15 protein-coding genes are annotated in these 19,454 nt (G+C 64.3%); all 15 read right to left on the bottom strand.

Going from position 1 to position 19,454, the window contains the following annotated elements; genetic code table 11:
* Window positions 1-124 precede the first annotated feature (124 nt).
* The 15 genes from recN to LB532_RS06530 all read right to left on the bottom strand — a co-directional run bounded on the left by recN (window position 125) and on the right by LB532_RS06530 (window position 19,452).
* On the bottom strand, window positions 125-1,798 hold the full coding sequence (gene recN, locus LB532_RS06600) for a DNA repair protein RecN (protein ID WP_140639194.1): 1,674 nt from the start codon (window positions 1,796-1,798) through the stop codon (window positions 125-127).
* A 13-nt stretch (window positions 1,799-1,811) separates the two neighbouring features.
* Window positions 1,812-2,681, bottom strand: coding sequence for an outer membrane protein assembly factor BamD (locus LB532_RS06595; RefSeq protein WP_140639195.1), 870 nt, complete (start codon window positions 2,679-2,681; stop codon window positions 1,812-1,814).
* Between the two features lie 262 nt (window positions 2,682-2,943).
* Window positions 2,944-3,894: a UDP-3-O-acyl-N-acetylglucosamine deacetylase gene (gene lpxC, locus LB532_RS06590; RefSeq protein ID WP_140639196.1), complete on the bottom strand. Its 951-nt coding sequence runs from the start codon at window positions 3,892-3,894 to the stop codon at window positions 2,944-2,946.
* A gap of 283 nt (window positions 3,895-4,177) precedes the next feature.
* The gene (gene ftsZ / locus LB532_RS06585; protein WP_140639197.1) at window positions 4,178-5,860 is read right to left on the bottom strand and encodes a cell division protein FtsZ; all 1,683 of its coding nucleotides are present in this window, start codon (window positions 5,858-5,860) and stop codon (window positions 4,178-4,180) included.
* A 66-nt stretch (window positions 5,861-5,926) separates the two neighbouring features.
* Complete coding sequence (gene ftsA / locus LB532_RS06580; protein WP_140553117.1) at window positions 5,927-7,234, bottom strand: cell division protein FtsA; 1,308 nt, start codon at window positions 7,232-7,234, stop codon at window positions 5,927-5,929.
* Complete coding sequence (locus LB532_RS06575; protein WP_140639198.1) at window positions 7,231-8,172, bottom strand: cell division protein FtsQ/DivIB; 942 nt, start codon at window positions 8,170-8,172, stop codon at window positions 7,231-7,233. The genes ftsA and LB532_RS06575 overlap by 4 nt, the downstream gene beginning before the upstream one ends.
* Window positions 8,160-9,086 (bottom strand): D-alanine--D-alanine ligase, encoded by a 927-nt coding sequence (locus LB532_RS06570; protein WP_140639199.1) that lies wholly within the window; start codon window positions 9,084-9,086, stop codon window positions 8,160-8,162. The genes LB532_RS06575 and LB532_RS06570 overlap by 13 nt, the downstream gene beginning before the upstream one ends.
* 301 nt (window positions 9,087-9,387) lie before the next feature.
* A complete protein-coding gene (murB, locus tag LB532_RS06565) occupies window positions 9,388-10,353 on the bottom strand; it encodes a UDP-N-acetylmuramate dehydrogenase (protein ID WP_140639200.1) in 966 nt (321 codons plus the stop codon).
* On the bottom strand, window positions 10,350-11,750 hold the full coding sequence (gene murC, locus LB532_RS06560; protein ID WP_140639201.1) for a UDP-N-acetylmuramate--L-alanine ligase: 1,401 nt from the start codon (window positions 11,748-11,750) through the stop codon (window positions 10,350-10,352). Before murC ends, murB begins: the two co-directional genes overlap by 4 nt.
* On the bottom strand, window positions 11,747-12,874 hold the full coding sequence (murG, locus tag LB532_RS06555; protein ID WP_140639202.1) for an undecaprenyldiphospho-muramoylpentapeptide beta-N-acetylglucosaminyltransferase: 1,128 nt from the start codon (window positions 12,872-12,874) through the stop codon (window positions 11,747-11,749). The genes murC and murG overlap by 4 nt, the downstream gene beginning before the upstream one ends.
* A 1-nt stretch (window position 12,875) precedes the next feature.
* A complete protein-coding gene (gene ftsW / locus LB532_RS06550) occupies window positions 12,876-14,027 on the bottom strand; it encodes a putative lipid II flippase FtsW (protein WP_140516599.1) in 1,152 nt (383 codons plus the stop codon).
* A complete protein-coding gene (murD, locus tag LB532_RS06545) occupies window positions 14,027-15,427 on the bottom strand; it encodes a UDP-N-acetylmuramoyl-L-alanine--D-glutamate ligase (RefSeq protein ID WP_140639203.1) in 1,401 nt (466 codons plus the stop codon). The genes ftsW and murD overlap by 1 nt, the downstream gene beginning before the upstream one ends.
* Window positions 15,428-15,436: 9 nt before the next feature.
* The gene (mraY, locus tag LB532_RS06540) at window positions 15,437-16,519 is read right to left on the bottom strand and encodes a phospho-N-acetylmuramoyl-pentapeptide-transferase (RefSeq protein ID WP_140495211.1); all 1,083 of its coding nucleotides are present in this window, start codon (window positions 16,517-16,519) and stop codon (window positions 15,437-15,439) included.
* Between the two features lie 24 nt (window positions 16,520-16,543).
* Complete coding sequence (locus tag LB532_RS06535) at window positions 16,544-18,001, bottom strand: UDP-N-acetylmuramoylalanyl-D-glutamyl-2,6-diaminopimelate--D-alanyl-D-alanine ligase (protein WP_140639204.1); 1,458 nt, start codon at window positions 17,999-18,001, stop codon at window positions 16,544-16,546.
* A complete protein-coding gene (locus tag LB532_RS06530) occupies window positions 17,998-19,452 on the bottom strand; it encodes a UDP-N-acetylmuramoyl-L-alanyl-D-glutamate--2,6-diaminopimelate ligase (RefSeq protein WP_140639205.1) in 1,455 nt (484 codons plus the stop codon). Before LB532_RS06530 ends, LB532_RS06535 begins: the two co-directional genes overlap by 4 nt.
* Window positions 19,453-19,454: the final 2 nt, after the last annotated feature.

Raw genomic sequence — 19,454 nt, 5'->3', positions numbered from 1 at the left:
GGGCGCTTTGGTTGGGTGCCACTATAAATCAGGATTTGGCAGGAGGGAGCCGGCCTGCGAAAAAATCATTCCTGAACAGCAGGATGCAGCCATATCCTGACTCGCCTTCACGGAAACCGAGCTTTCAGGCAGCCGCCGTATTCTCCCGCAGCAACCTCTCGGCCGCAGCGCGCGCCTCGTCGGTGATGGTGGCCCCCGCCAGCATGCGGGCGATCTCTTCCTGGCGCGCCGCCCGGTCCATTTCGGCGATACCGGTCGCGACCTTGTCGGTGCTGCCGGATTTGGAGATCAGGAAGTGCGTCGCCGCACGCGCCGCTACCTGCGGCGCATGGGTGACCGAGAGCACCTGCACGCGCTTCGACAATCTTGCCAGCCGCTGGCCGATTGCATCCGCCACGGCACCGCCCACCCCGGTGTCGATTTCATCGAAGACCAGCGTTGGCGCCGAGCCCCGGTCGGCCAGCGCTACCTTCAGCGCCAGCAGGAAGCGCGAAAGCTCGCCGCCGGAAGCGACCTTCATCATCGGCCCCGGCCGCGTGCCGGGATTGGTGCGCACCCAGAACTCGATCTGGTCGATGCCCTCTTCCATGCGGCTCTCGGCTTCGCTCTTCATCTCGACGATGAAGGCTGCGCGTTCGAGCTTCAGCGCCGGCAGTTCGGCCATCACCGCCTTGGTCAGTCCGACCGCCGCGGCATGGCGCAGCGAGGACAGTTGCGCGGCGGCGATATCATAGGCCTCGCGCGCGGCGGCCGCCTGCTTTTCCAGCCCATGCAGGCGCTCCTCGCCGGCGTCGAGATCGGCAAGATCGGCAACCATCGTGTCGCGCAATTGCGCCAAATCATCGACGGCAACGCTGTGCTTGCGCGATGCCGCGCGCAGCGAAAACAACCGCTCTTCCGCCTTTTCCAGCCGCTGTGGATCATATTCGGTGGCGCGCAAGGCCGCCTCGACGCCCGACTGCGCCGCGTCGAGCGACAGCATCGCCTCATCCAGCGACTTCACGACGTCCTCGAGCAGCCCGGGGGCCTCGCCTGCCTTGCGCTGCAACCGCCTGAGCAGGCTGGCCAGTTGCGGCAAGGGCGAGGATGGACCCGAAAGCACGTCCTGCGCGTCATGGATTTCGGAGGCGATCTTCTCGGCCCGCATCATGTGGGCGCGCAAGTCGGCAAGCTCCGTCTCCTCACCCGGCTGCGGATCGAGCTTGGTCAGCTCCGTGACCGCTGCGCGCAGGTAGTCCGCTTCGCGCGCCGCCGCCGCCACCTTGGCACGATGGCGCGAGAGCTCCTGCTCGCAGGCACGCCAGTGCCGCCAGGCCTCACCCGTCGACCGGACGGCGCCGAGATGGCCGCCGAAGGCGTCGAGCACGTCGCGATGCGCGCCGGGATCGACAAGGGCGCGTTCGTCATGCTGGCCGTGGATCTCGACCAGCGCGCGGCCGACGTCGCGCATCAGCGTCACGCTGGACGGCTGGTCGTTGACGAAGACGCGAGTGCGGCCGTCCACAGTCTGCAAGCGGCGGAGAATGATGTCGCCGTCATCCTCGATGGCGTTCTCGGCGAGCAGCGCGCGCACCGGATGGTTGCGCGGCACGTCGAACACGGCAATCACCTGGCCCTGTGCCGCGCCATGGCGTACCAGGGAGGCGTCGCCGCGCGCGCCAAGCGCCAGCGACAAAGCATCGAGCAGGATGGACTTGCCGGCGCCGGTTTCACCGGTCAACACCGAGAGGCCGGGCTGGAAGTCGATATCCAGCTTCTCGATCAGAACGATGTCGCGGATCGACAGCCTGGAAAGCATCGTTACGCCTGCATCAGGCGCCGGTGATCAGTTTCCCGGCCTTGGATATCCACGAGCCGGCATTCTCGCGCGGCGCAAGCCCGTTGCTCTGCAGGAGCTTGTAGGAATCCTTGTACCATGGGCTGTCGGGATAATTGGTGCCGAGAACGGCGGCGGCGGTCTGCGCCTCCGAAGTCAGGCCCATCGCATAATAGCTCTCGGTCAGGCGAGCCAGCGCCTCCTCGACATGGCGGGTGTTGGAGTAATTCTCGACCACATTGCGGAAGCGCTTGACCGCGGCGATGTATTCGCGGCGTTCGAGATAATAGCGGCCGATCTGCATCTCCTTGCCGGCGAGCTGGTCGTTGGCGAAGCGGATCTTTTCCTTGGCGTCATCGACATATTCTGAATCGGGCCAGCGCGTCACGAGGTCCTGCATGGTCTGCACGGTCTGGCGCGCTTCCTTCTGATCCTGCGTGACGTCCTTGATCTGGCGGTAATAGCTAAGGCCGATAATGTACTGCGCATAGGCCGCGTCATCCGTTGACGGATACAGCGTCAGATAACGCTTGGCCGATGAGATCGCTTCGTCGTAGCTGCCCTTGCGATAGTCGGCGAACGCGCCCATCACCATCGATTTGCGGGCCCATTCCGAATAAGGATGCTGGCGGTCGACCGCGTCGAACTTCTTGCTCGCCTCGTCGAGACGTCCGGCATTCAGATTGGCGAGCCCTTGGTTGTAGAGAACGTCGGCCGGCTCGGTCTGGTCGACATAGGTCGACAGGTCGATATCTTTTTCCGACGACATGCAAGCAGACAGGAAGAGCGATGGAACAACCACCGAAAGCGCCAGGAAAACGGACCGCTGCGGCGCTTTCAATTGACCGAATCGCTTGAAGAACATGATTGGATTGCGCCCTTTCGGCGTTATTTCAGTGCCTGTTGCATGTCGTTTCCCCAAAACTGGTCCCCACTTCCAGGCGACATGCACTATCGACGGCAGCAGCCATAAACCATAACCGCCTTGCCCGGCAACGCTATGTCTAGGCAATGGAACATTTTTGTGGCGGCCAGGCCGCGCCGGAGTATCCCTGCGATTTCGCCGGCGAATGATGCATTCATGCAACACTAGCGAGCTGCGATGGTATCCGGAAAGTGGCGGTGACTCAGATCATCCAGGGCGCATAGAGAGGCGCGTTGACGGTGCTCATCTCGGCCGCACGGCCGCGCTCGCGGCGAGTCGTTTCGACGACCTCGAATGCGGTACGGTCCGACAGCACGCGCCGCAAGGCGGCCGCATTCAGCCTGTGGCCGCCGCGATAGGAGCGGAAGCAGCCGATGAAGCGGGCCCCGGCCAGCGCCAGGTCGCCCATGGCATCCAGCGTCTTATGACGTGCGAACTCGTTGGGGTAGCGTAAGCCGCCCATGTTGATGACGCGGTTATCGTCACCGATCACCAGCGAATTCTCGAGCGAGGATCCCAGCGCATAGCCCGCCGCCCACAGCCGCTCGACGTCCTTCATGAAGCCGAAGGTACGGGCGCGCGCGATGTCGCGGCGGAAAATGTCCGCATTGATGTCGGACGCGAACAGCTGCCGGCCGATCGCCGGGCTTTCGAAATCGATCTCGACCTCGAAGCGGGTACCGTCATAGGGCCTGAACTCAGCCCAGGAGGCGCCGTTCTCGATACGGACCGGCTTGACGATCCGGATGTAGCGCCGCTTGACCGACAGAGTTTCGATGCCGGCCTGGTCTATGGCCTCGACGAACGCCATAGCGCTGCCGTCGAGGATAGGGACCTCATGTCCATCAATCTCGATGATGACGTTGTCGATGCCGAGCCCGAACAGCGCCGCCATGATGTGCTCGACCGTGGCGATGTGCTCGCCAGAGGGATCACCGAGCATGGTGCACAGGTCGGTTGCGCCGATCTCGGAAAACAGGGCGCGGAACTCGCGACCTTGACCGTTCTCACTGAAAAGCTGGAAAACGATGCCGGTGTCGGCATCCGCCGGGAGAAAGCTGATGGAAACTTCCTTGCCGCTGTGAACGCCGGTGCCCGTAAGCGACGCGCGCGTCTTCACTGTCGTCTGATAGTCGTGCAAGACAATCCCCATAAGCCCGAAATGCCTAGGTCCGCTTCTCCAGCCCGAGGGCGCGGCTCTCTTGTAAAAAATCGGCAGGCCAGGTCACTTCCCCCGAAATCCCGGCAAACCGACGACGGTAGGCAGCGAAGATAATGTCCCGACAGGGATAGTCCAAATCACGGTTTCTTACCCTTTGTAACTGCAACCGACGTATGGATGACGTCTTAAGTGCTTGAATTTGCATCCCTTTAAACGTTAACAGGCAAGCAATTGCTTGCCTGCCTGTTAACAATTGTTACAGCCCGTTAACCGCTCAGTTGGCCTGGCGGCGCAGGAACGCCGGAATTTCCAACTGGTCGTCCTCCTGAGTCGCCCTGGCCTGCGGCGTCAGGCGGCCCTGGTCGTCGAGCTGGCCGCGCCGGGGCGCGTAGAGCTGCGCGTCCTGACTTGCCAGACGGCGCACTTCCGGTGCCGCCTGACGCAGCTTGGGCTCGCGCGGCTGCGCCGGCTGCAGGCGTGCCGGCTCTTCCTCGCGGCGCGTCAGGCCATTGGTCAGACGCTTCAAGAGTCCCATCGGCCCGCTGTTCTCATGATCGGCGGGGCGGCTCTTGGCGTCGACCTCGGCCTTCACGACAGGCGGAAAGTCCTCAACGCGCGGCATGCGCTGGGGAGCCATCGCGACCGGCTGCTGGACTTCGCGCAGGATCTCGCGCGGCTGAGGCGCCGGCTGCATCTGCTGGACTACGGGCTGCACCATCGGTTGCGGCTGCGCCGGCGGAGCCTGGAAGATCTTGCTCTGCGGACGGAAATCATCCGCATGGGCAACCGGCGCCGGACGGGCTTGCGCCATCGCCGCGGCGTTTGCTTCGGCCATCTGGATCGCCTCCGCGACCGGATCGGCGGCGCGCGGCTCGTACGCAGCCTGTTGGACCGGCGCGGGGCGGCTTTCCGGCGCGGCAACGGCCGGGCGGGCGGCCGGCTTCTGCGGCGCGGTGCGGATCGAGATCGGAGCGGCGGCGATTTCGGCCGCCGACTTGTCGATGCCGGTGGCGACAACCGAGACGCGGATGACGCCTTCGAGCTCCTCGTCGAAAGTGGCGCCCAGGATGATGTTGGCGTCCTGGTCGACCTCCTCGCGGATGCGGGTCGCCGCTTCGTCGACTTCGAACAGCGTCAGGTCGCGGCCGCCGGTGATCGAGATCAGCAGGCCCTTGGCGCCCTTCATCGAGGTCTCATCGAGCAGCGGGTTGGCGATCGCGGCTTCCGCGGCCGCCATCGCACGGCCCTCGCCCGATGCCTCGCCGGTGCCCATCATCGCCTTGCCCATCTCGCGCATCACCGAACGAACGTCGGCGAAGTCGAGATTGATCAGGCCTTCCTTGACCATCAGGTCGGTGATGCAGGCTACACCCGAATAGAGCACCTGGTCGGCCATGGCGAACGCGTCGGCGAAGGTGGTCTTGTCATTGGCCAGCCGGAACAGGTTCTGGTTAGGGATGACGATCAGCGTGTCGACGCATTTCTGCAGCTCCTCGATGCCGAAATCCGCCGTTTTCATGCGGCGCTGGCCTTCGAAATGGAACGGCTTGGTGACGACGCCGACAGTGAGGATGCCCTTCTCGCGGGCGGCGCGCGCCACGACCGGCGCCGCTCCCGTGCCCGTGCCGCCGCCCATGCCCGCGGTGACGAAGCACATATGGGTGTTGGACAGGTGATCGATGATCTCGTCGATGCATTCTTCCGCCGCCGCGCGGCCGACTTCCGGCTGCGATCCGGCGCCAAGCCCCTCGGTGACATGCGCGCCGAGCTGGATCAGCCGGTCGGCTTTCGACATGGTCAGCGCCTGCGCGTCGGTGTTGGCCACAACGAACTCGACGCCGCGCAGACCGGCGGTGATCATGTTGTTGACGGCGTTGCCGCCGCCGCCGCCGACGCCGAACACGGTGATGCGTGGCTTAAGCTCGGTGATGTCCGGCTTTTGCAGATTGATGGTCATTGTCTCCGTCCTTTGCCTTTCCTGCCGCTTCGCCGCCGCGGCCACTTATGGGGCTGTCCCCGTCAATTAGAAACTGTCTCTCAACCACTGACTCATGCGATGCAGTTTTCCGCCCGTTCCGGTCATCCTGAGACCGGAAATTCCTTTCGCCGGATGGCTCTCGAAGCTCGCCATCTGCGGATAGATCAACAAGCCGACCGCCGCCGAGAAGGCCGGCCCCTTCGCCGCTTCGGGCAGGCCCGCCACGCCAAGCGGGCGGCCGATCCGCACATTGCGTCCCAGGATGCGGCGCGCCGCTTCCGGCAGGCCGGCAAGCTGGCTGGCGCCGCCGGTCAGCACCACGCGCTTGCCCACCGCATTGCCGTAGCCGGACTTGTTCAGCCGGTCGCGCAAAAGCTCGAGCGTCTCGTCGATGCGGGCGCGCACGATGCGCGTCATGACGGAGCGCGGGATCTGGAGCGGCACTTCGCCCTCGTCGCCGATCGGCTGGATCGAGACCAGGTCGCGGTCATCGGCGCTGCCGGGCAACGCCGAACCGTGCATCACTTTCAGCCGCTCGGCGGCATCGAGCGAGGTCGACAGTCCCTTGGCCATGTCCAGCGTGACGTGGTTGCCGCCGATGGCGATGGCGTCGCCATGGACGAACTTGCCTTCCGAAAACACCGAGATCGTCGTCGTGCCGCCGCCCATGTCGATGCAGGCGGCGCCCAGTTCCAGCTCGTCGTCGACCAATGCCGCCAGTCCACTGGCATAGGGCGTCGCCACCATGCGCTCGACCGAAAGATGCGAGCGGTTGATGGAGAGCTCCAGGTTGCGCATCGGAGCGGCGTCGCCGGTCAGCACATGCATGTCGACGCCAAGCGTGTCGCCGACCATGCCACGCGGATCGCGCACGCCGCGCTCAGCGTCGAGCGAGAAGCCGACGGGGAGCGAATGGACCACCTCGCGCTCGGTCTTCAGCGCCTGCTTGGCGCCGGCACCGAGCACCCGCTTGATGTCGGCCTCGTCGGCCTCATGGCCGCCGAGGTTTATGGTAGCCGAGAAGGCTTCGCTCTTCAGCCGGCCGGCAGTCATGTTCACGATCAGCGAATCGACCGTCAGCCCCGCCATGCGCTCGGCGGCGTCGACGGAGAGGCGAATGGCATGTTCGGCACGGTCGAGATCGATGACAACGCCCGATTTGACGCCCTGCGACTTCTGGTGTCCGATGCCGATCACCTGGATGCGGTGCGAGCGTCCGCGCAGCAGCTTGCCGTCATCGCATGGCTTCAGCTTCGCCACCATGCAGCAGACCTTGTTCGAACCGACATCCAGCACCGTCAAGGTGCCGGAGCGGCGCGACGAGGCATCGCCTGAACCGCCAAGCCAGCTCATATCTTCGTCTCCGGCTTGCGCCTCAGCGCCTTTGGTTTTTCGTTGAGCGCGGCTTCGCGCTGGGTCGCCGCCTCCGGCGTCAACTGCACGACCAGCCGGTCCGACAGCCGCATGTCGACGGCTGCGATATCGCGCGACAGCAGCCCCTTGTCATGATCCATGCCGACGAGTTCGGCGAGTGCCTGATCCTCGCCATCCTCGGGAAGCTTGACAGTGATGCCATTGTCCAGCTTCAGGTCCCAGCGCCGATCGCCGACACGGACATAGCCCCTGATGCGGGTCGCGAGATCCGGGTATTTTTCGATCTTCGCCAGGAATTCCGGCGCCTTGGCCGGCGCGCCGGCTCCGATCAGCAATGGCAGCAGCACCTGTTTGCCACCCGAGAACGGCGCGATAACGGCACCGTCTTTTTCGATGACGGAGAGATCGCTGCCCTGCTGCCAAAGCGCGAACGCCTGACGCTCCTCGACGCGCACCTCCAACGTGTGCGGATAGACCTTGCGCACCGCGGCGACCTCGATCCAGGGCAAGGTGGCGATGCGTTCCCGCGCTGCCTCGGCATCGAAGCCGATCAGCGACGTCCAGCCATCGAGTTCGAGCCTGTCGAGTATATCGATCTCGGACGTCTGGCGATTGCCGACAACCTTGACCTGGTCGACGGCAAAGCCGGTGCGGGCGGTGATGCTCTGGACGATGCCGTCGGCGTGACCGCCGAGATAGGCGCCATAGGCGCCGCTCGAAAAAATGAGCACGGCCGACATGATCGCGACGGAGAAGCGCGGCGCCTGGAACTCGCCTTCGCCCAGGCGCGCCAGGATACGCACCGGGCGGCGAAGCACGCGCGGCAGCACGAAATGGTCGAACGACAATGGCAGGCTGAACAGCGCCGGCCCGGCCGCGCCCTTCCCCTTGCCCTGCCCCCACTTCAACGCAGACACGAAGCGTCCTCCACCATCCAACTCAACAGATCGCCGAACGAATGCCCTGCCTGGGCGGCGATTTCAGGCACCAGAGACGTCGGCGTCATGCCCGGCTGGGTATTGACCTCGAGCCATACAACCTCGCCATTTTCGGAGTGACGATCGTCATAACGGAAGTCCGACCGGGAAACGCCCCGACAGCCGACAGCTTGGTGAGCCTTGAGCGCCAGTGTCTGTATTTTTTGGTAAATATTCGGTGAAACTTTTGCGGGGCATTCGTGTTTTGATCCGCCCGCGACATATTTTGAATCGTAGTCATAGAACGAATGGCCCGTCGGGATGATCTCGCAGACGCCAAGCGCCACGTCGCCCATGACGGCACAGGTCAGCTCGCGCCCATGGATGTAGCGCTCGACCATGACGGTATCGCCATATCTCCACTCGGACGAGCCGATGACCTGCGGCGGATGCGACTGCCCCTCATGCACGATCACGACGCCGAAGCTCGACCCCTCATTGACCGGCTTCACCACATAAGGCGGCTTCATCGGATGGCTGTTCTGAATGGCGAAGCGATTGGCGACCTTCGATTCGGCGACGGGGACGCCGGCCAATTTCACGACTTTCTTCGACTGCTCCTTGTTCATCGCAAGCGCCGAGGCGAGCACGCCGGAATGGGTGTAGGGAATGCCGAGATATTCGAGAATGCCCTGAATGGTGCCATCCTCGCCAAAAGGACCATGCAACGCATTGAAGGCGACATCGGGCCTGAGATCGGCAAGCACGGAGCCGACGTCGCGCCCGACATCGACGCGCGTGACTTGATAGCCTTCCGTCTCAAGCACATCGGCACAGGCCTTCCCCGAAGACAGGGACACGGGCCGCTCGGACGAGAAACCACCCAGCAGGACGGCCACATGCTTGTTTTTCATTCCCCGTCATCCCCTCTCACGGCGGATCAAAAACCAAGATTTCCGCAACATTGAGTCCGAGTCTCCCGGCAGGTTGCCCCCCAGACGGAAAACGCGGGAAACGCGTCGAACGACTCAAATCAGGAAACGCTTTGGAGCAGAGAATCAGAGAGTTGATTCACTGGCAAGTGCTTATGATTCCGAGAGATTCACTTTCTGAGAAAATGGATGCGAAAACCGTGCTGTTGAGTCTTTGGAGCAACGGTCGCACGGTCATTCCTGACCGGTTGAAGTTCATGCATCACATGAACTTCAACGATGGCTAGAGCAGCTGCCCAAGAAACTCCTGCACGGCGTGCCCGGGGCGGAAGTCCCCGATGCGCTTGATCTCCCAATGCAGTCGGATGCCGGAATGTTCGAGCACCCGAGCGCGCACCGTTTCGCCGAGATATTCGAGCTCGTAGCCGGTCGCTGTCCCAGTGTTGATCATGAAATTGCAGTGCATGGGCGACATCTGCGCGCCGCCGATCAGCAGGCCACGGCACCCTGCCTTGTCGATCTCTTTCCAGGCTGAGGTGCCTTCAGGATTCTTGAATGTCGAGCCGCCGGTCTTCTCGCGGATCGGCTGCACCGTCTCGCGATGGTTCTGCACCGCGTCCATCGCCGCCTTGATCACGGCCTTGTCCTCGGCAAAGCCCTCGAAAATCGCCGAGGTGAAGATCAGCCCGGACGGTGCCGACGAGTGCCGGTAGGCATAGCCCATATCGGCATTGCTCAGCGTCTGGACGTTGCCCTTGCGGTCGAGCGCACGCACCTCGACGACGCGCTCGCGCGTCTCGACGCCATTGGCGCCGGCGTTCATCCTCAGCGCCCCGCCGATGGCGCCCGGTATGCCGTGGTAGAAATGGAAGCCGCCGATGCCGGCTTCCAGCGCCGCCGCGGCGATGCGCTTGTCGGGTGTGGCTGCGCCAGCCTTGATCGATGTCGGCGAAACAATTTCGGTTTCACCGAACCCCTTGGCCGACAGCCTTATGACGAAACCCGGAATACCCCCATCGCGCACAAGCAAGTTCGAGCCGACGCCGACTATGGTCAGCGGTATCTCTTCGGGAACCGCTTTCAGGAAAGCAGCGAGATCCGCCTCGTCCGCTGGCTGAAAGAGCGCCTCGGCCAGTCCTCCGGCGCGGAACCAGGTGATCTTGTCCATCTCGGCATTCGGCGTGATGCGGCCGCGCAGGCCGGCAAGCCGGCCGCCAAGTCTGTCGATCAGCGCCTGGCCCTGCATCATGAGACGGCCAGTTCCTTGGGCAGCGCATAAGCCCATTGCGTGATGTTGCCGGCGCCGAGGAAGACGACGAAGTCGCCGGGCCTGGCCAGATCACGGATGACAGGTGCTATTGCCTCCGGACCCTCGATGTAGCGCGCGTCGCGATGGCCGCCGGCGCGGATGCGCGACACCAGCGCGTCCGAGGTCACGCCCTCGATCGGCTCCTCGCCGGCGGCGTAGACCGGTGCCACCATCACCGTGTCGGCGTCGTTGAAGCAGGCGGAGAATTCGTTGAACAGATCATGCAGCCGGGTAAAGCGGTGCGGCTGGGCAATGGCGATGACGCGGCCCTTGGTGGCGCTGCGCGCGGCTTTCAGCACCGCCGCGATCTCGACCGGATGGTGGCCGTAATCGTCGAACACTTCGACGCCATTCCAGGAGCCGGTGCGGGTAAAGCGGCGCTTTACGCCGGCGAAGGACGACAGGCCTTTCTTGATCGCCTCGGCCGACAGGCCGAGCTCATGCGCCACCGCGATTGCCGCCGTCGCGTTGGAAACATTGTGGCGGCCGGGCATCGGCAGACGCAGATCCGATATCGTCGTCTGGCCGCGTCCCTTGCGGTCGCGGATCACCACGTCGAATTCCGAGGTCGCGCCGGCCATGCGGTGGTTGGCGAAGCGCACGTCGGCCTGCGCGTTCTCGCCATAGGTGATGACGCGGCGGTCCTCGATGCGGCCGACCAGCGCCTGCACCTCCGGGTGGTCGGTGCACATGACGCCAAAGCCGTAGAACGGCACGTTCTCGACGAACTGGCGGAAGGCTTCGCGCACCTTGTCGAAACTGCCGTAGTGATCGAGATGTTCGGGATCGATATTGGTGACGACGGCGATATCGGCCGGTAGCTTGAGGAAGGTCCCGTCGCTCTCGTCGGCTTCGACTACCATCCACTCGCCGTCCCCCATGCGCGCATTCGTGCCATAGGCGTTGATGATGCCGCCATTGATGACGGTCGGATCGAGCCCGCCGGCTTCGAGCAGCGTCGCCACCATCGAGGTCGTCGTCGTCTTGCCGTGCGTGCCGCCGATCGCCACTGCCTGGCGGAAGCGCATCAGTTCGGCCAGCATTTCGGCGCGGCGCACGATCGGCAGCAATTTCTCCCTCGCCGCCTTCAGTTCAGGGTTGGATTTCTTGATAGCCGTCGAGACAACCACCACTTCGGCATCGCCGAGGTTTTCTTCCCTGTGGCCGACAAAGCACTCGATCCCCTTGTCGCGCAGCCGCTGCACATTGGCGCTGTCGGCCTGGTCGGACCCCTGCACCTTGTAGCCGAGATTGTGCAGCACTTCGGCGATGCCGCTCATGCCGATGCCGCCAATGCCGATGAAATGCACGAGGCCTATGGTCTGCGGCATCTTCATGCGTGCGTTCCCTTCTTAAAATCCGAAACGGTTTTGCGGGACGCAATAGCCTCTGTGAGATCGGCGAGCAACCGCGCGGCGTCCGGTTTGCCGACCGACTTCGCCGCCGCAGCCATTGCCGTGAGCCGTTCGGGCTCGGCCATCAGGGCGCCAATCAGCGCCGCGATGCGCTCGGGCGAAAGTGAGGATTGCGGCTCCACCTCGCCACCGCCGGCGGCCGCAAGAGCGGCTGCGTTCGCGGCCTGGTCGTGATCGAGCGCATAGGGATAGGGCACCAGCAGCGCCGGTCGCCCGATGACGGCGATTTCCGAGACGGTCGACGCGCCGGAGCGCGACATAACCAGCTGTGCGGCCGCTATACGCGCCGCCATGTCGCTGAAGAAGGGCGAGACCTCGACAACGACGCCGAGCGCTGCATAGGCGGCCTTCACCCGCCCGACGTCATCGGCCCGAGCCTGCTGCGTGATCACCAGCCGCTTGCGGAGTGCCTCGGGGAGCAAAGCGACGGCCGCCGGTACCGCATCGGAGAAGAACTGCGCGCCCTGGCTGCCGCCGAACACCAGCAGGCGGAAGGGATCATCCCCGGCCGAGGCAACGTAGGCGGTCTTTGCGGCTTCGAGCACCTGTGGGCGAACCGGATTGCCTGTCGTCACCGTCTTGGCGCCGACGGCGCTTTCGTCTTGCGGCAGGAAGCCGCCGGCAATCGCATCGACGCGGCTGGCCAGCGCCCGGTTGGCGCGTCCCATCACAGCGTTCTGCTCGTGGATCAGCGTCGGCACCTTGCGCCGCGTCGCGGCGTAGAGCGGCGGCAAGGTCGGATAGCCGCCAAAGCCGACCACGGCATCGGGCTTGATCCTGCCGATGATGGCGGACGCCTGGCGCACGCCGCGCCAGATTTTCCAGAAGGCGCCAAGCAGGGCAACAGGATTTTTCGAGCCCAGCGTCGCGGACTGGATCGGATGGATGGCGGCTGCGGGGAAGTGAGCGGCGAAGCGCTCGGCGCGGTCGTCGGTCGCCAGATGCACCGCCCAGCCGCGCCCGTTCAGCTCATGCGCCAGCGCTTCCGCCGGAAACAGATGTCCGCCGGTTCCGCCCGCCGCGAGAAGGATGACGCCTCTGGCCATGTCACTCCGCCGGCATGGCGCGCTGCGGCAGGGCAAAGCCCACCTGCTTGCGCTTTTCCGGCCGTTTGCGCGTCAGCGCCAGCACCATTCCCATCGAGATGGCGATGGCAATCTGCGAAGAGCCGCCATAGGAGATGAACGGCAGCGTCATGCCCTTGGCCGGCACCAGCTGCAGGTTGACGCACATGTTGATGACTGCCTGCAGGCCGAACACGGTGACGAGCCCGCCGACCGCATAGCGGGTGAAATCGTCATGCTCCTTCAGCGCCGTGTTGAGGCCGCGCAGCACGATGAAGGCGAAGATGGACATGATGAAGAAACACATGATCAGTCCGAATTCCTCGCCCGCGACCGAAAAGACGAAATCGGCATGGCTGTCGGGGATGACCCGCTTGACGGTGCCCTCGCCCGGCCCGACGCCGAACCAGCCGCCATTGATCAATGCGTCGCGGCCCATATCGACCTGGAACGTGTCGCCTTCGCCAGTGAGGAACTTGTCGATACGCAGGGCGACGTGCGGAAAGACCGTATAGGCGGCAAAGACGCCGCCGACGCCGGCCGCTCCGAGCACGACGATCCACAGCCATGGCAGCCCCGCCATGAAGAACATGATACCCCAGGTGCCGGTCGTCAGCATGGTCTGGCCGAGGTCCGGCTGCGCCACCAGCAGCGATACGACCAGTACCAAGAGCAACATGGCGAAGAGATTGCCCGGAATGTCGGGCTGGCGCTTATGTTCGGCGAACAGCCAGGCGCACATGATGACAAAGGCGGGTTTCAAAAACTCCGAGGGCTGGATCGACAGGCCGGCAAGCGACACCCAGCGCCGCGCGCCTTTCACCTCGACGCCGATGTAGAGCACCGCCACCATCAGCACCAGCATCAGGCACAGCATGATCAGCGCCATGCGCCGGATCTCTCGGGAATCGAGGAAGGACACCGCCAGCATCACGCCGAGCGCCGGCACGGTGAAGATGATCTGCCTGGTCGCGAAGTGAAAACTGTCGAGGCCGATGCGTTCGGCGACCGCGGGACTTGCGGCGAAGGACAAGACTATGCCCAGTCCCATCAACGACAGGAACGCCGCCAGGAACCAGCGATCGATGGTCCACCACCAGGTCGCAACCGGGCTTTTGTCGAGACGGCTCTGCATTATCGTGCCCCTCCGATGGGTTTGACGCCCTCGATAGCATTCGCAGCTTGCCTGAAGGCTTCGCCGCGGACCTCGAAATTCTTGAACTGGTCGAAACTGGCGCAGGCCGGCGACAACAGCACCACCGCCTCGCCGCCATCGTCCTTGGCCGCATCATGCGCCGCATGCTCGACCGCGGCTGCAAGCGTGCCCGATATCTCATACGGCACCGCCTCGCCCAGCGTCGCCGAGAAGGCCGGCGCTGCCTCGCCGATCAGATAGGCCTTGGCGATACGCGGGAAGAAGCCGCGCAGCGGCTCGATGCCGCCTTCCTTGGGCAGGCCGCCGGCGATCCAGTAGATGCGTGGAAAGCTCGACAGCGCGGGTGCCGCCGCATCGGCGTTGGTCGCCTTGGAATCGTTGACAAACAGCACGTGGTCCTTGCGGCCGACCTGCTCCATGCGATGCGCCAGGCCCGGAAAGCTTTCCAGCCCGGACTGGATCTCGCCGAGGTCGAGTCCGACCTTGAGACAGGCGGCGACCGCGGCAAGCGCGTTTTGCGCATTGTGCTGCCCGCGCAACGAGCCGATGCCTTCGAGGAAGGCGACCCGGCTATAGCGGCCATGCACAGCTTCCATCAAATTGGTGCCATCGGCGAAATAGCCGTCGGTCAGCGGCAGCCGCTTCGAAATGCGGATGACGTGCCGCCCCGCCCGCTCCAGCCGTTCGGCGATCTGCGCACACCAGGAATCGTCGACGCCGACGATCGCGGTCTCGCTGCCGGCAACCAGCCGCTCCTTGATCGAAGCGTAATGCTGCATGGTGCCGTGACGGTCGAGGTGATCCGGCGTTAAATTGAGCAGGATGCCGGCCGTCGGATTGATCGATGGTGCGAGGTCGATCTGGTAGGACGAGCATTCGACGACGTAGTGGCGGTCGGGCTGCGGCGGATCGAGCGTCATCACGGCGCGGCCGATATTGCCGCCCATCTGCGTATCGCGGCAGGAAGCCTTCAATATATGCGCCGTCAGCGCCGTGGTCGTCGACTTGCCGTTGGTGCCGGTGATGGCGATGAAGGGAGCGGCTGGCGCGCTGAGCGTCCGCTCGCGGCAGAAAAGCTCGACGTCGCCGATGATCTCGACACCCGAACCGCGCGCCAGTTCCACCGTCCAGTGCGGCTTGGGATGCGTCAGCGGCACGCCGGGCGACAGCACGAAAGCGGAAAACCTGGCCCAGTCGGCTGTGTGCAGGTCGCCGGTTGCAATCCCGGCGGCTGCCGCCTTGGCGACACTGTCGGGATTGTCGTCCCAGGCCACAACCTCAGCCCCGCCCTCGATCAGCGCGCGTGCGGTCGCGATCCCCGAGCCGCCGAGCCCGAAGAGCGAAACACACTTGCCTGCGAAGGATGCGGCCGGAATCACAGGGGGCGCCTATCTGAGCTTGAGGGTGGAAAGGCCGACCAGCGCCAGGATGACGGCGATGATCCAGAAGCGGATCACCACCTGGCTTTCGGTCCAGCCGAGCTTTTCGAAGTGATGATGGATCGGCGCCATCAGGAACACACGCTTGCCGGTCATCTTGAAGTAGCCGACCTGGATGATGACGGACAGGATCTCGACCACGAACAGCCCGCCGACGATAACCAGCACGATCTCGTGCTTGGTGGCGACCGCAACGGTGCCGATCAGCCCGCCCATGGCCAGCGAACCGGTGTCGCCCATGAAGATCGCCGCCGGCGGCGCGTTGAACCAGAGAAAACCGAGGCCGGCGCCGATGACCGCGCCCAGCACGACGGCCAGTTCGCCGGTGCCAGGCACAAAATGGATCTGCAGATATTCGGCGAATACGGCATTGCCGGAGAGATAGGCAATGACGCCAAAGGACGCCGCCGCGATCATGATCGGCACGATCGCCAGGCCATCCAGCCCGTCGGTGAGGTTCACCGCATTGCCCGCTCCCACGATGACGAAGCAGGAGAACGGAACGAAGAACCAGCCGAGATTGATCAGGAATTCCTTGGCGAAGGGGAATGTCAGCGATGAGGAGAACGGCGCCTGCCCGTTATGCATGATCGCCCAGGCGGCGATGCCGGCGATGACGAATTCGAGTGCCAGCCGCGCCTTGCCGGAAAAGCCGAGATGCGACTGCTTCGTCACCTTCAGATAGTCGTCGTAAAAACCTATCGAGCCGAAGCCCAGCGTCACCAGCAACACCACCCAGACATAAATGCTCGACAGGTTCGCCCATAGCAACGATGAGCCGATGATGCCGGAGAGGATCATCAGTCCTCCCATGGTCGGCGTGCCGGCCTTCTTGAAATGCGTCTGCGGCCCGTCGGCGCGGATCGGCTGACCCTTGCCCTGGCGCAGCCTGAGCGAATTGATGATGGTCGGCCCGAAGATGAAGACGATCAGCGCCGAGGTGATCAGCGCCCCACCGGTGCGGAAGGTGATGTAGCGGAAGACATTGAAGACCGAGATCTTGTCCGCGAAATCGACGAGCAGTGTGAACATGCGCTTTTCGTCCCCGACTTGACCCTAGGTCTGTTTGCCGATTGTCGTTTCAGCCGGGAATTTGCCCAGCAAGGCATCGACCAGCTTTGCAAAGCCGATGCCCTTCGACGATTTGATCATCACCACGTCGCCTGGCTTCAGTGCGGCAAACAGCACCGGCTTCAATTCCTCGACGTTGGCGCGGTATTCCGTCCTGATCTCGCCCGGCAGCGCTTCCGCCAGCGCCCGCATCTCCGGACCGCCGAGAAAGACGGTCTGCGTGCCGGTGCCGACGATGAGACCGGCAAGGGCCGCATGCAGCTTGGCCGAATGCTCGCCGAGCTCCAGCATATCGCCCAGCACGGCGATGCGGCGGCCTTCGCCCGTCACCGGCGTCGCGTTGAGCAGCGCCATGGCGGCCGCCATCGAGGCGGGATTGGCGTTGTAGCTTTCGTCGATCAGCGTGATCGGTCCACCGGGATGGCTCGAAGTCGAGCCACCGGGGTGACGCAGCACATGGCGTTTGCCGCGGCCGCGCTCGGCCGAGAGATCGGCCAGCGCCAGGGCAACCTTGTCGAGATCGGCGCCGACCAGACGGGCCGCGCCGAGGACCGCCAGAATGTTCTGCACCATGTGGCGGCCGGGCGCGCCGATGCGAGCCGTCACCTCGTGACCGCCGATCCTGGCGGCAATGTCGGAATGATCGGCATGGACCTCGCATTTGACCAGTCTGAAGGTTGAGCGCGCGTTCTCGCCGAACCCATAGACATGCTCGACGCCCGCGGCGTGCGCCATCTTGTCGAGAAGCTTGAAACGCGCGTCGTCGCGGTTGAGGATCGCCGCGCCGCCAGGTTCCAGCCCTTCGAAAATCTCGGCCTTCGCCTTGGCGATCTCGTCCAGATTGCGGAAGAAGCCAAGATGCGCCGCCGCGATCATTGTGACGATGGCGACATGCGGCCTTACCATCTTGACCAGCGGTCTGATCTCGTCGGGATGGTTCATGCCGATCTCGAACACGGCATAGTCGCAATCGGCCGGCATGCGCGCCAAGGTGAGCGGCACGCCCCAGTGGTTGTTGAACGACTGCGCCGAGGCATGCACCTTGCCGACCGCCAACAGCACGTGGCGCAGCGCTTCCTTGGTGGTCGTTTTGCCCGCCGAACCGGTCACCGCGATGATCTTGGCCCGGGAACGGTCACGCGATGCGACACCGAGCTTTTCCAGCGCCACCAGCACGTCCTCGACGACGATCATCGGCGCCGTCAGCCGGCCAAGCGACGGCAGCTTGCCTTCGGCAACGACCAGCACCCCGGCTCCGGCCTTGATGGCAGCGGTCGCGAAATCATGGCCGTCCATCGCCTCGCCCTTGATGGCGAAGAAGGCGTCGCCCGGCTGAAGGCTGCGGCTGTCGATCGAAATGCCCGATATGCCGTCCGGCATCGGCCCGATCGGTCGTCCGTCCATGGCGGCGACCAGCGTCTCGGATGTCCACAGCAAATTCATGCGGCCCGCTCCAGCAGCGCGGCACGGACTTCCTCGTGGTCGGAGAAATGCAGGGTCTCGGTGCCGATCGTCTGGCCTTCCTCATGGCCCTTGCCGGCCACGATCAGCGTGTCTCCGGCATGCAACATGGCGACGGCCTCGTGGATCGCCGCGCGCCGGTCACCGATCTCGATCGCGCCGGGAGCGGCGGCAAGGATCGCGGCCCGGATCGTCTCCGGCACTTCCGAGCGCGGATTGTCGTCGGTGACGATGACGACGTCGGCGAGCCGGGTCGCGATCTCGCCCATGATCGGCCGTTTGCCGCGGTCACGGTCGCCGCCGCAGCCGAACACGACGATGATCCGGCCGGTGGTGAACGGGCGCACCGAGGCAAGCACGTTTTCCAGCGCGTCAGGCTTATGCGCATAATCGACATAGACCGGCGCACCATTTGCAGTGGTCCCGACAAGGTCGAGCCGGCCGGGTGCGCCCTTGAGTTTCTCCAACGCCTTCAAGGCCTTGGCGACTGGCGTTCCCGTGGAGATGGCAAGCCCGGCCGAAACCAGCGCGTTGGCTATCTGGAAATCGCCGGCCAGCGGCAGGTCGATCTCGTAGAGCATCCCGTCGGCCTCGACCTCGGCACGCTGACGGTGGCGCTCATGCTCGACCCGCTTCAGCGTCAGGAAATCGCCATGGCGGCCGACCGTCAGCACGTCGAGCCTTGCGGCCTTCGCCGCCTGGATGGTTGGCGCCGACCACGGATCGTCGGCGAAGATCACGGCGGGCGCGCCCTTCGGCAGCAGCGCGTCGAACAGACGCAACTTGGCCCGGTGATAGTCCTCGACGGTCGGATGGTAGTCCATGTGGTCGCGGCCGAGATTGGTGAAGCCGCCGGCGGCCAGCCTGACACCGTCGAGACGGCGCTGGTCGAGACCATGGCTGGAGGCCTCCATCGAGGCATGGGTGACGCCGGCGTCCGCCAGTTCACGCAACAGCTGATGCAAGGCGACCGGATCTGGCGTCGTCAGCGAGCCATAATCGTTGCGGCCCGGCGCCACCACGCCGGTGGTGCCGATCGAGGCCGCCGCAAAGCCGGCCTGCTCCCATATCTGCCTGACGAAAGCGGCGACCGAGGTCTTGCCGCTGGTGCCGGTGACGGCCACCATCGTCTGCGGCTGTTTGCCGAAATAACGGGCCGCGCTCAGGGCCAGCGCCAGGCGCGGGTCATCGACGGCCAACACGGGAACCGGCAGTCCGTCAAGGGCGCTGTCCTTGCCCGCGACGATCGCGGCAGCCCCTCGTGCGGCGGCGTCCGCAGCATAGGCGGTGCCGTCCGCCTTGCTTCCAGCGAGCGCGAAAAAGACGACACCGGGTTTTACCTGGCGGGAATCCGACGAGATGCCGGTAACCTCCAGATCGGCGGAAGCTGTTCCTTCGACTGGCAGGATACCGGCTAGTTCTTTGAGCTTCATCG

It is taken from the genome of Mesorhizobium sp. ESP-6-2, from assembly GCF_020164675.1.
Taxonomy (GTDB): Bacteria; Pseudomonadota; Alphaproteobacteria; order Rhizobiales; family Rhizobiaceae; genus Mesorhizobium.
The sequence above is the reverse complement of the archived record's forward strand: the minus strand, read 5'-3'. Positions and strand labels throughout refer to the sequence as shown.

Bases quoted from the DNA above. Each gene is read 5' to 3' on its own strand.
- murC (WP_140639201.1), bottom strand. From the start codon at position 11,750: ATGAAGATGCCGCAGACCATAGGCCTCGTGCATTTCATCGGCATTGGC.
- ftsW (WP_140516599.1), bottom strand. From the start codon at position 14,027: ATGCAGAGCCGTCTCGACAAAAGCCCGGTTGCGACCTGGTGGTGGACC.
- mraY (WP_140495211.1), bottom strand. From the start codon at position 16,519: ATGTTCACACTGCTCGTCGATTTCGCGGACAAGATCTCGGTCTTCAAT.
- LB532_RS06570 (WP_140639199.1), bottom strand. From the start codon at position 9,086: ATGAAAAACAAGCATGTGGCCGTCCTGCTGGGTGGTTTCTCGTCCGAG.
- ftsZ (WP_140639197.1), bottom strand. From the start codon at position 5,860: ATGACCATCAATCTGCAAAAGCCGGACATCACCGAGCTTAAGCCACGC.
- LB532_RS06530 (WP_140639205.1), bottom strand. From the start codon at position 19,452: ATGAAGCTCAAAGAACTAGCCGGTATCCTGCCAGTCGAAGGAACAGCT.
- murG (WP_140639202.1), bottom strand. From the start codon at position 12,874: ATGGCCAGAGGCGTCATCCTTCTCGCGGCGGGCGGAACCGGCGGACAT.
- ftsA (WP_140553117.1), bottom strand. From the start codon at position 7,234: ATGAGCTGGCTTGGCGGTTCAGGCGATGCCTCGTCGCGCCGCTCCGGC.
- murB (WP_140639200.1), bottom strand. From the start codon at position 10,353: ATGATGCAGGGCCAGGCGCTGATCGACAGACTTGGCGGCCGGCTTGCC.
- LB532_RS06595 (WP_140639195.1), bottom strand. From the start codon at position 2,681: ATGTTCTTCAAGCGATTCGGTCAATTGAAAGCGCCGCAGCGGTCCGTT.
- recN (WP_140639194.1), bottom strand. From the start codon at position 1,798: ATGCTTTCCAGGCTGTCGATCCGCGACATCGTTCTGATCGAGAAGCTG.
- lpxC (WP_140639196.1), bottom strand. From the start codon at position 3,894: ATGGGGATTGTCTTGCACGACTATCAGACGACAGTGAAGACGCGCGCG.
- LB532_RS06535 (WP_140639204.1), bottom strand. From the start codon at position 18,001: ATGAATTTGCTGTGGACATCCGAGACGCTGGTCGCCGCCATGGACGGA.